Below are 11792 nucleotides of genomic sequence, written 5' to 3' on the forward strand. Positions count from 1 at the left end.
CATATGGCTTATGCGTGAAGGGGCAGGTGGTCGAAGCGATATCCGTAAACTAAATTCTCAATAACCCCCCTCAGAGGAACCTTAAGCGGGGCTAACATCCTGAACGACAAAAATAAAATGTGGCAAGGGAACGGAAACGTCTTCTGGAGGGTGGTAAATGAAAAGAAAACTCCTTTTGATCTGCGCAGGCTCCTTACTGACTGCGGCAACGGCCCATCAGGCGCTGGCCGTCACCAGCAGCGGCACCATCGGTGCGACGCTGACGCTGACAAACGGTTGTCTGATAAACGGCTCGCCCGCGCAAAGCGGCATTAACTTCGGTACGCTTGATTTCGGTACCCATCCGGCAACCTTTTCCACGCTTACAACGCAGCTGAGCGGCGCCAGCGGCGGAAACACCTTCACCATTCAATGTACGACCGCCAGCTATACGGTCGCGATCACCGGTAATACCCACTCTACCGCGCCCGGCTCCGTTGTCGGTTCGCCGGGTACGCCTGAACGCTATCTGGTTAATACGGCCAACGCGGCACAGGGTGTGGCTTATAGCCTGTACAGCGACAGCGGGTTTAACACCGTGATTGCCAATAACGCCGCGTTGCCGATCGCCTCTACGGCCGGAGGGGTGGATAGTTACACCCTCTACGGGCGAATTACCGGCGGTGGTAACAGCGTGACGGTCGTCCCGGGAACCTACACCGACACGATTAACGTCAGCGTCACCTATTAGTCCCAAACCGCCATGAAGGCAATTCTCACAGGTCTGCGCAAGCGCGCAGAGGGACGCGTGCAGCCTTTTTTCGCGCTGATCGTCGTGCTGATCGTCGTATTGCTCATGATGCCCACGGCGGGGGCGGTGACATCACAGTCCTTTAAGGTCAGCGCGACGATTGTACCGGGATGCGCGGTGGCCACCGGTAGCGGAGGGCTTCTCGGTACGCTGGATTTTGGCACCCATAACGGCGTCGAGAGCGCGCCGGTCAGCACCAGCTTTGTACCAAACGGGGCGTTGTCTATCGCCTGTACGCCGGGCGTGGCGCTGAGCATGAGCATAAACGGCGGGCAGAATTATTCATCCGTCCGCCGGATGAAGCGGTCCGGTGGAACAGAACTGGTGCCGTACCGACTCTACAGCAGCAGCTCGCTGGCCGCGAACAGCGAAATTGGCGTCAACCAGGCGATAGCGGTGACCTACACCAACAGCAATAACATCGCGCTGCCGCTTTTTGGCGTGGCGCTACTGACCGGTTTTAGCCCGGCGGGAACCTATTCCGATCAGCTCACCGTGACCTTGTCATGGTAATAAAGGGAGAGTGTTGATGAAGCCATTTTTCAGACCGGTTTGTCTGGCGGGCGCGTTGGGCATGGCTGCGGCAACCGGCCAGGCGCAGGCGGCGGCCACCATCCTGCTCTGGCCGATCGATCCCTGGCTTGCTGCGGACGCCAACGCCACGGAGCTGTGGATCCAGAACCAGGGAAACAGCGCCACGACGATGCAGGTTCGCATCGTGCGCTGGAAGCAGGAGGACGGACACGAGCGTTATACCGCGCAGCAGGACGTGGTCGCCAGCCCGCCCATCGTCACGATTGGCACTGGCAGCAAGCAGCTTATTCGCCTCATCAAACAGGCTTCAGTTCCCGCAGGCGTCGAACAGGCCTATCGCATTATCGTCGATGAAATCCCCCAGCCGGATGCCAAAGCTGAACCCACCATCGGCCTCAAATTGCAGATGCGTTACTCCATTCCTCTGTTTGTATATGGACAGGGGATCCCGACCCTCAAAGAGGGCGCGCACCACGCGCTGGCGGAGACCCAAAACCTGAGCTGGCGGGTGACGCAGGCGGATGGACAGCCTGCGCTGGAGGTCCGAAATCGGGGGGATGTCCATGTCAGGCTAAGCCAGGTTGCGCTGGAGCAGGGAGGGCAGAAACGCACGGTCGCGGAGGGATTACTGGGTTACGTCCTTCCGGGCAGCACCCGCAGCTGGCCGGTACCCGCTGGCGTTCGTCAGCCAGAGCGGATGAGCGCGCAGATTAATGCCAGGGACGCACAATGGCAGTCGACGCCCGTCAACTGAAGCCGGCGATGATGATACTGCTATGCGTCAGCTCCGCGACACTGGCCGAGCCCGGTGACGACAGTTTACCGCCGCCTCCCCAGGCGCAGGCGATAAATGATGAAGCGGTTTTCCAGCTGTCCCTTGTGGTCAACCACTACGATACCGGCCTGGTGGTGCCCGTGACGCAGCGTAAAGGCACTTTCTTTATCTCGAGCGCCGATTTGCTGCGCGCGGGGCTACCCCCGGCGCATGTTCCCACCGGCGAGGTGAATCTCTCCTCGCTCGCTCAGGTTCGGGTGGAGTACGACAGCGCCGCGCAGCGCCTGCTGCTGACCGTTCCCCGCGACTGGGTGACGGCCCGGGTAACCCCTTTCAGCGCGCAAACGGCGCAGGCCAAGCCGCACTACGGGCGCGGGGCGCTGCTGAATTACGATCTTTACACCAACCATACGGAACATATCGGCGCTCAGGCGTCGCTCTGGCACGAGTTCCGCTACTTCAACGAGAACGGCTCCTTTTCCTCGACCGGCTACGCGCGGGAAAATTTCAGCGGTAACGACGGCCAGCAGGAAGGGTATGTCCGCTATGACACGACCCTGCTGTTCACGAATGAAGATGACGCGATGAGCTGGAGCGTCGGGGACGTGATCAGCGATGCCCTGAGCTGGAGCTCCAGCGTGAGGATGGGGGGGATAAGCGTCGGGCGGGATTTCTCCCTGCGCCCTGATCTGGTGACATGGCCGCTGCCCGAGTTCGCGGGGGAAGCCGCGGTACCTACCTCGGTCGATCTCTTTATCAATGGCTATCGCTCCGGCTCAACCCAGCTTCAGCCGGGCCCCTTCACCCTGACTAATCTGCCCTATATCAACGGCGCCGGAGATGCGGTGCTGGTCACGACGGATGCGCTGGGGCGCCAGGTAAGCACCACGCTGCCGTTTTACGTCACCAGCGACCTGCTTAAACAAGGGCTGAGCGACGGCGCCGTGACGCTGGGCAGCCTGCGGCGTAATTACGGTATCAAGAATTTTGACTACGGTTCGGCAGCAGGCAGCGGCTCGTATCGCTACGGGATGACGGACTGGCTAACGCTGGAGGGCCACACGGAAGGGGCGCAGGAGCTGGCGCTGGGCGGCGCGGGGACGGTAATAAAACTCGGCCAGTTTGGCGTGGTGAATACCTCTTACTCGCAGAGCCGCATGCGGGGGGATACGGGCGGGCAGATCAACTGGGGCTACCAGTACAGCACCAGCGAGTTTAGCGTCGCTACCCAGCATACGCGTCGCGACCGCGGCTTTGGCAATCTGGCCCTCTACGACCAGCCGACGGTGTATGACGAAAACGATAAACCCATCGCCAGCTTTAGCCGTAACACGGACCAGTATTCTCTGACCTTTAATCTGGGACAGTTCGGCAACATCGGTGCGGCGTGGATCGGCGTGGAGAGTTTTGACAGCCAAAAAACCGAGCTCCTTAATCTCTCCTGGAGCCGCAATCTGTGGGGGGCGAGCAGTATTTACCTGGCCGGCAGCCGGGACCAGCAGCGGGGAGACTGGACGGTCGCGCTGTCGCTGCAGGTGCCGCTGGGGGCGCGCGACAGCGCTGCCGTCACCGTTGAAAACACCCCGGATGCCGGCAGTACCCAGCGCATCAACTATAACCACGCCATGCCCTCTGACGGCGGCTTTAGCTGGAACATGGCCTGGGCCAACCAGTCAAGATCCAGTGATTATCAGCAGGGCACGCTGGGCTGGCGCAACAACAACGTTGAGCTGCAGGGCGGCGCCTATGGCGAAAGGGACATGATGACCTGGTGGGGCGAGGCGATGGGTTCCGTTGTGCTGATGGACGGCGAGCTGTTTGCGGCGAATAAGATCAACGATGCGTTTGTGGTCATCAGTACCGACGGCCACCCGGACGTGCCCGTCAGCTATGAGAACCAGCCCGTCGGCAAAACCAATAACAACGGCTACCTGCTGGTGAGCGGGGTGTCGGCGTATTACCCGGCAAGCTACCGGATTGATACCCTGAATCTGCCGGCGGATACCCGTCTGAAAGAGACCGAGCGGCGGATCGCGATCCGCCGTCACAGCGGCTATCTGGTCGATTTCCCGATGGAGCAGGAGCGGGTGGCCAGCGTTATTCTGCATGATGCGCACGGGCAGGCGTTGCCGGTGGGAAGCCAGGTCCGACGCGTTTCGCGCAGCAATGCGGTGGTGGGATACGACGGCATCGCGTGGCTGGAAAATCTCAGCGATGTGAACCCGCTTGAGGTGATTTCGCCTGACGGAAAACGCTGCAAGGCCACCCTGACCGTGGGAGCCAACCCGCAGCACAAGCTGCAAACCTACGGTCCGCTGGTGTGTCGGGAGGGGCCATGACGCGCCTGCTGCTGTTGATGCTGCTGCTGTTCTCCGGCGGCGGCAGGGCGGCGTGTACCGTCAGTACGGTTAATGCGTCGTTTGGCAGCGTCACGTCGTTTGCGCTCAGCGGAACCGGGGAGGTAGAAACCACCGGCACGCTGGTGGTGGCGTGTGATGCCGTGCTCAACGTTCTGACCAACGACTCGGTGACCCTGAACTACACTGCGGCATCGGTGTCGGGCAGCAGTCGCGCGACCATGAAACGCACGGATAATGCGGCCATCACGGACGTGATCCCCACCCGGCTGTGCGGATTATCGGCTTGCGCAAGCAGCAGCGAGGTACAGATAAGTAAATCATATACCTGGAGCGGGAATACGCTGCTGGGGCTGCTGGGGACAAAGCAGTACAACATTCCGCTCTATTTTCGCACCGTCGCCGGACAAAACGTCACGGCCGGGCCTTACCAGGTGATGTTGACGTTCAGCATCAACTACAGCGTCTGCGCGTTAGGCGTGGGAAGCCTCTGTACGACTCCCCAGACGGGAACCGCGACAACCAGCATTCTGCTTAATATGACCGTTACCAACGACTGCAGCGCCATGACCACGCCAGATGTGAACTTCAACAGCGCGCCGCTGGTACAAAGTTTCCCCACCGTCTCACAGGCGATTGCCGTCACCTGTACCAAAGGCAGTACGTATACCATCGGCATTAATAACGGTGCCAACGCGCTGAACAACGTGCGGCGGATGGTGAGCGGCAGCAACACCATGAGCTACGACATCTATAAGGAAGCCACGACTAACCGCTGGGGCGGCAGCGGCAGCGAGCGCTGGTCCAGCGCGGTATCGTCGCAGGTCAGTACCGACGGTTTACTGCGCACCTACAACTACACCGCGAAAGTCCTGACCAATCAGACCACGCCACCCGCCGGAACCTACACCGATACGTTGATTGTCGACGTGGCGTTTTAACCCCGCGCTTTTCCCTTTCTCAAATGTAAAGTTCCTGTGGGCAGTGCCGATAACACCGTTAATAAATCTATGAGAAGGTGTTGTATGTTGAACCGTATCCGCGTTGTCACAATGCTCATGATGGTGCTGGTCATTTTCGCACTTCTTCAGCTCATTTCCGGCGGGCTTTTTTTCTCGTCATTAAAACAGAACCAGGACAGCTTCGCGGCCTCGAACGATCTCCGCCTGCAGCAGAGTGAACTCACGTCGACGTGGGATCTGATGCTGCAAACGCGTATCAACCTGAGCCGCTCGTCCGCGCGCATGATGATGGACCCCAACAATCAGCAGAGCAGCGCGAAAACCGATCTGTTGAAAAATGCCCGCGCCACCCTTGCTGACGCCGCGAAGCACTACGACGCCTTCAAAAAGATTACTCCGCAGCCTGCTATGGAGCAGGTGAGCCAGAATATTGATGAAAAATACAACGCCTACCATGCCGGGCTGGCAGAGCTGATTCAGTTCCTGGAAAGCGGCAACATGGACGCCTATTTCGCGCAGCCTACGCAAGGGATGCAAAACGCCCTCGGCGCGGCGCTGGGGGAATACGCGAAGGTCAGCGGTGACCTGTATCACTCGGCCTTTACGGAAAGCCAGAATGACTACCGCTTTGCGAAATGGCAGATGGCGGTACTGGCGCTGGCGCTGGTCATTGTGCTGGTCGCGGTCTGGTACGGCATTCGCCATATCCTGCTGAACCCTCTCGGGCGCGTCATTGCCCACATTAGTGAAATTGCCGGCGGTGACCTGACCAAAACGCTGACCGTTTCCGGGCGCAATGAGATCACCGAGCTGGCAAACAGCGTTGACCATATGCAGCGCTCGTTAATCGAAACCGTCGCCAACGTGCGTAACGGGTCGGAGGCTATCTATACCGGCACCAGCGAAATTGCGATGGGGAATAACGATCTCTCATCCCGTACCGAGCAGCAGGCTTCCGCCCTGGAAGAGACGGCCGCCAGCATGGAGCAGCTCACCGCGACCGTGAAGCAGAACGCCGATAACGCCCGCCAGGCGTCTCAGCTGGCAGAAAGCGCCTCCGAGACCGCGCAGCGCGGCGGTCGCGTGGTGGACGGCGTGGTGAAAACCATGCACGAAATCGCCGACAGCTCGAAGAAAATCGCCGACATCATCAGCGTCATCGACGGCATTGCCTTCCAGACCAACATTCTGGCGCTGAACGCCGCCGTGGAAGCGGCGCGTGCGGGCGAACAGGGACGCGGGTTTGCCGTGGTGGCCGGGGAAGTGCGCAACCTCGCCAGCCGCAGCGCCAACGCGGCAAAAGAGATCAAATCGCTGATTGAAGATTCCGTCTCCCGCGTGGATACCGGCTCCGTGCTGGTGGAAAGCGCCGGGGAGACCATGAATGACATCGTGAATGCCGTCACCCGCGTGACGGACATCATGGGTGAAATCGCCTCTGCGTCCGATGAGCAGAGTCGTGGTATCGACCAGGTTGCCCTGGCGGTATCGGAAATGGATCGCGTGACACAGCAAAACGCCGCGCTGGTGCAGGAGTCCGCTGCGGCGGCCGCTGCCCTGGAAGACCAGGCGAGCCGTCTGAAGATGGCCGTCTCGGCGTTTCGTCTCGCTTCACTCGCTGGAAACACGGTCACCCCGCAGGCGACGTATCGCGCGCCAGCCGCTCAATCGGCTGCAAACCGTACGCGCACCGCGACGACCGGACAAGATGAAAACTGGGAAACATTTTGACTGACAATTAAACCGCGGCTGCTTGCCGCTTGATGGGAGCGTGGATGTTAAATCGTATTCGTATCTCGACCACACTGTTTTTGATTCTGATCCTTTGCGGTGTGTTGCAGGTTGGCAGTAACGGGTTGTCTTTTTGGGCGTTTCGCGATGGCTATCAGAATTTGCAGCAAGTTGAGGCGAGTAATCAGCAGCGCTCCGCACTGGCACAAACGCGTGCCGTGCTGTTGCAGGCAAGCACCGCGCTGAACAAGGCGGGAACCTTAACCGCGCTGAGCTATCCGCCGGATGACATTAAGGCGCTGATGGCGACCGCGCGCGACAGCCTGAAGCAGGCTGACGCGCAGTTTAAAGCCTTTACGGCACAGGCCGCCGACAGCGAGAAAGAGAAAGCGCTGAAGGCCGCCATGAAGACGAACTTTGAACAGTGGTACAGCGATCTGGACCACCAGGCGACGTGGCTTGAGAACAACCAGCTTTCGGACTTTATGACCGCACCGGTTCAGGCGTCTCAGGCGGCGTTTGACGGCAGCTTTAACGCGTGGCAGCAGGATATTAACCAGTCTGTTCAGCGTGCCGGCGATCAGAGCCGTAGCAGCTATCACATGTCGGGCGTCATCTTTGCCGTGGTGGTGATTCTGGCAGGGCTGCTGACCGGCGGGGCGCTGCTCTGGTCGCGCAGAATGATTGTGCAGCCGCTGGCAATCATCAGCAGCCACTTCGACAGTATTGCGAAAGGGGACCTGGCGCGTCCGGTCGCGGTGTTCGGCAAAAACGAAATTTCGGCGATCTTTGCCAGCCTCAAGGCAATGCAGGGATCGCTGCGGGAAACGGTGAGCGACGTGCGGCAGGGCAGTTATGCCATGCACACCGGGATCTCCGAGATTGCGGCGGGTAACAACGATCTCTCGTCCCGTACCGAGCAGCAGGCGGCCTCGCTGGCGCAGACGGCGGCCAGCATGGAGCAGTTGACCGCGACGGTAGGCCAGAACGCCGATAACGCGCGTCAGGCGTCTGACCTGTCAAAACAGGCGGCGATGACGGCGAAGAAAGGCGGCGACCAGGCCTCCCATGTCGCCAGCACCATGCAGGAGATTGCCACCAGTTCGCAGAAAATTGGTGACATCATCAGCGTGATTGACGGTATCGCGTTCCAGACCAACATTCTGGCGCTGAATGCCGCCGTTGAGGCGGCGCGCGCCGGTGAACAGGGGCGCGGATTTGCGGTGGTGGCGGGGGAAGTGCGTAACCTGGCGAGCCGCAGCGCCAACGCGGCGAAAGAGATTAAGGTGCTGATCGAGGAGTCGGTCTCGCGCGTTCAGCAGGGCTCAACCCTGGTGGATACGGCGGCGAAAACCATGCACGAGATCGTCACCTCCGTCACGCGGGTGAACGACATCATGGGCGAGATTGCCTCGGCGTCGGACGAACAGCGTCGCGGCATTGAGCAGGTTGCCCAGGCCGTCAGCCAGATGGATCAGGTGACGCAACAGAACGCCTCGTTAGTGGAGGAAGCGGCAGCGGCAACCGATCAGCTGGCCAGCCAGGCCGATCGTCTGACCGGACTGGTCGCGGTGTTTAATGTGAAAGAGCACGTTGAAGCAGTAACAGAAGTCGGGCGGTCGCAGGCCGTGCCAGTTGTATCCTGAATGTAATTAAGAAGGCGCTATGACATCACCAATGCCCCCTGGGCAAACGTCATTATTGTTGCAGATGACACAGCGCCTCGCGCTGTCCGACGCGCATTTTCGTCGGATATGTCAGTTAATCTACCAGCGTGCGGGGATCGTGCTTGCGGATCATAAGCGGGACATGGTCTACAACCGTCTGGTGCGGCGCTTGCGCACGCTGGGGCTGGACGATTTTGGCCGCTATCTGAGCATGCTCGAGGCGAACCAGAACAGCGCCGAGTGGCAGGCTTTTATTAACTCGTTAACCACCAACCTGACGGCGTTTTTCCGTGAAGCTCACCACTTCCCGGTCCTGGCCGAGCACGCCCGCCGTCGCACCGGGGAGTATCGCGTATGGAGTGCGGCCGCCTCAACGGGTGAAGAGCCGTACTCGCTGGCGATCACCCTTGCTGACACCCTGGGTATGACGCCCGGACGCTGGAAAATCTACGCCAGCGATATTGATACCGAGGTGCTGGAGAAGGCGCGCAACGGCGTTTATCGCCAGGATGAACTGAAAACGCTGTCGCCGCAGCAGCTGCAGCGTTATTTCATGCGCGGCACGGGCCCGCATGAAGGCCTGGTACGCGTACGCCAGGAGCTGGCGAACTGCGTCGAATTCGCGTCCGTAAACCTGCTGGATAAGCAGTACAACGTGCCGGGGCCGTTCGACGCCATATTTTGCCGTAACGTCATGATCTATTTTGATAAAACGACGCAACAGGACATTCTGCGTCGGTTTGTTCCGTTGCTCAAGCCTGACGGTTTACTGTTTGCCGGGCACTCGGAAAACTTCAGCAACCTCGCGCGTGAGTTTAGCCTGCGTGGGCAAACGGTATATGCGCTGAGTAAGGAAAAAGCATGAGTAAAATCAGGGTGTTGTCTGTCGATGATTCAGCGCTGATGCGTCAAATCATGACTGAAATTATCAATAGCCACAGCGACATGGAGATGGTGGCCACTGCGCCCGATCCTCTGGTAGCGCGGGATTTAATTAAAAAATATAACCCCGACGTGCTAACGCTGGATGTCGAGATGCCGCGCATGGATGGCATCGATTTTCTCGAAAAATTAATGCGGCTTCGGCCCATGCCGGTGGTAATGGTCTCCTCCCTGACCGGAAAAGGATCGGAAATCACCCTGCGCGCGCTGGAGCTGGGGGCGGTGGATTTTGTCACCAAACCGCAGCTCGGCATTCGCGAAGGGATGCTGGCCTACAGCGAAATGATCGCGGAGAAGATCCGCACCGCGTCGCGCGCAAAGCTTGCCGCCCACACGCCGATGGCCGCGCCTGTGACCCTGAAGGCCGGTCCCTTACTCAGCTCGGAAAAACTGCTGGTGATTGGGGCGTCAACCGGAGGAACAGAGGCAATTCGTCATGTACTCCAGCCATTGCCGCTTTCAAGTCCGGGTATTCTGATCACTCAGCATATGCCGCCAGGCTTTACCCGTTCGTTCGCCGAACGCCTGAACAAGCTGTGCCAGATCAGCGTGAAAGAGGCGGAAGACGGCGAGCGCGTGCTCCCGGGACATGCCTATATCGCCCCGGGCGACAAGCATATGGAGCTGTCGCGCAGCGGCGCTAACTATCAAATCAAAATTCATGACGGACCGCCGGTTAACCGGCACCGTCCGTCGGTGGATGTGCTGTTTCATTCGGTGGCGAAACATGCGGGGCGCAACGCCGTGGGGGTGATCCTGACGGGGATGGGCAACGACGGTGCCGCCGGAATGCTTGCAATGCACCAGGCTGGTGCCTGGACGATTGCGCAGAATGAAGCAAGTTGTGTGGTGTTCGGCATGCCGCGCGAGGCCATCAATATGGGTGGCGTGAGCGAAGTGGTCGATCTTAGCCAGGTAAGCCAGCAGATGCTGGCGAAAATCAGTGCCGGACAGGCAATACGTATTTGACTCAGGAGTATTATTTTATGGCGGATAAAGAGCTTAAGTTTTTGGTTGTGGATGACTTTTCCACCATGCGTCGCATCGTGCGCAACCTGCTGAAAGAGCTGGGCTTCAACAACGTTGAAGAAGCAGAAGACGGCGTTGATGCGCTGAACAAACTGCAGGCTGGCGGGTTTGGTTTTGTTATCTCCGACTGGAACATGCCAAACATGGACGGTCTGGAACTGCTGAAAACCATTCGTGCCGATGCGGGAATGGCGTCTATGCCGGTTCTGATGGTCACTGCAGAAGCGAAAAAAGAGAACATCATTGCCGCTGCACAGGCGGGCGCAAGCGGCTATGTGGTGAAGCCATTCACCGCGGCAACCCTGGAAGAGAAGCTCGGTAAGATCTTCGAGAAACTCGGCATGTGAGGTGATGGAAATGTTGCAACCTGCTATGAAACCCGTTGAAGAACACTCGCCGAGCGATATCATCGTCCGCATCGGCAGCCTGACGCGCATGCTGCGTGACAGCCTGCGCGAGCTGGGGCTGGATCAGGCGATTGCCGAAGCGGCGGAAGCTATTCCTGATGCCCGCGATCGTCTGGACTACGTTGTGCAGATGACCGCTCAGGCCGCGGAACGTGCGCTGAACAGCGTTGAAGCGTCACAGCCGCACCAGGATGCGATGGAGAAGGGGGCGAAAGCGCTGAGCAAACGCTGGGACGAGTGGTTTGAGAACCCTATCGAGCTGGCGGATGCCCGCGAGCTGGTGACGGACACCCGTCAGTACCTGGGTGATGTGCCGGGCCACACCAGCTTCACCAACGCCCAGCTGCTGGACATCATGATGGCGCAGGATTTCCAGGACCTGACCGGTCAGGTGATCAAGCGCATGATGGATGTTATCCAGGAGATTGAGCGTCAGCTGCTGATGGTTCTGCTGGAGAACATTCCGGAACCGGCAGCCCGTCCAAAACGCGAAAACGAAAGCCTGCTCAATGGTCCTCAGCTCGACGCCAGCAAAGCGGGCGTTGTGGCAAGCCAGGATCAGGTCGACGACCTGCTGGACAGCCTCGGCTTCTGACGG

11 protein-coding genes are annotated in these 11792 nt (G+C 59.3%); all 11 read left to right on the forward strand.

The genetic code is table 11. From position 1 onward, the window contains the following. Nucleotides 1-157 precede the first annotated feature (157 nt). A complete protein-coding gene (locus V4835_RS09485) occupies nucleotides 158-730 on the forward strand; it encodes a Csu type fimbrial protein (protein ID WP_063143684.1) in 573 nt (190 codons plus the stop codon). A gap of 12 nt (nucleotides 731-742) precedes the next feature. Then, a complete protein-coding gene (locus V4835_RS09490; RefSeq protein ID WP_331412019.1) occupies nucleotides 743-1303 on the forward strand; it encodes a Csu type fimbrial protein in 561 nt (186 codons plus the stop codon). A 16-nt stretch (nucleotides 1304-1319) separates the two neighbouring features. Next, nucleotides 1320-2078: a fimbrial biogenesis chaperone gene (locus V4835_RS09495; protein ID WP_331412020.1), complete on the forward strand. Its 759-nt coding sequence runs from the start codon at nucleotides 1320-1322 to the stop codon at nucleotides 2076-2078. Next, entirely contained in the window at nucleotides 2054-4438 is a 2385-nt protein-coding gene (locus V4835_RS09500) for a fimbria/pilus outer membrane usher protein (RefSeq protein ID WP_331412021.1), read from the forward strand. Before V4835_RS09495 ends, V4835_RS09500 begins: the two co-directional genes overlap by 25 nt. Then, the gene (locus V4835_RS09505) at nucleotides 4435-5397 is read left to right on the forward strand and encodes a Csu type fimbrial protein (RefSeq protein WP_331412022.1); all 963 of its coding nucleotides are present in this window, start codon (nucleotides 4435-4437) and stop codon (nucleotides 5395-5397) included. Before V4835_RS09500 ends, V4835_RS09505 begins: the two co-directional genes overlap by 4 nt. Before the next feature lie 84 nt (nucleotides 5398-5481). After that, nucleotides 5482-7149 (forward strand): methyl-accepting chemotaxis protein II, encoded by a 1668-nt coding sequence (tar, locus tag V4835_RS09510; protein WP_331412023.1) that lies wholly within the window; start codon nucleotides 5482-5484, stop codon nucleotides 7147-7149. Nucleotides 7150-7193: 44 nt separating this feature from the next. Then, nucleotides 7194-8795: a methyl-accepting chemotaxis protein IV gene (gene tap / locus V4835_RS09515; protein WP_331412024.1), complete on the forward strand. Its 1602-nt coding sequence runs from the start codon at nucleotides 7194-7196 to the stop codon at nucleotides 8793-8795. Nucleotides 8796-8814: 19 nt separating this feature from the next. Beyond that, nucleotides 8815-9681 carry a protein-glutamate O-methyltransferase CheR gene (cheR, locus tag V4835_RS09520; protein ID WP_331412025.1) on the forward strand — a complete coding sequence of 289 codons (867 nt, stop codon included), beginning with the start codon at nucleotides 8815-8817 and terminating at the stop codon, nucleotides 9679-9681. Continuing rightward, the gene (locus tag V4835_RS09525; RefSeq protein WP_063143692.1) at nucleotides 9678-10727 is read left to right on the forward strand and encodes a protein-glutamate methylesterase/protein-glutamine glutaminase; all 1050 of its coding nucleotides are present in this window, start codon (nucleotides 9678-9680) and stop codon (nucleotides 10725-10727) included. The genes cheR and V4835_RS09525 overlap by 4 nt, the downstream gene beginning before the upstream one ends. Before the next feature lie 17 nt (nucleotides 10728-10744). Next, complete coding sequence (gene cheY, locus V4835_RS09530; protein WP_008500431.1) at nucleotides 10745-11134, forward strand: chemotaxis response regulator CheY; 390 nt, start codon at nucleotides 10745-10747, stop codon at nucleotides 11132-11134. Nucleotides 11135-11144: 10 nt separating this feature from the next. Beyond that, nucleotides 11145-11789 carry a protein phosphatase CheZ gene (gene cheZ / locus V4835_RS09535; protein WP_023312251.1) on the forward strand — a complete coding sequence of 215 codons (645 nt, stop codon included), beginning with the start codon at nucleotides 11145-11147 and terminating at the stop codon, nucleotides 11787-11789. The last annotated feature ends 3 nt before the right edge of the window (nucleotides 11790-11792 follow it).

This window comes from Enterobacter cloacae complex sp. CARB60 (assembly GCF_036487345.1).
GTDB classification, from domain to species: domain Bacteria; phylum Pseudomonadota; class Gammaproteobacteria; order Enterobacterales; family Enterobacteriaceae; genus Enterobacter; species Enterobacter asburiae_D.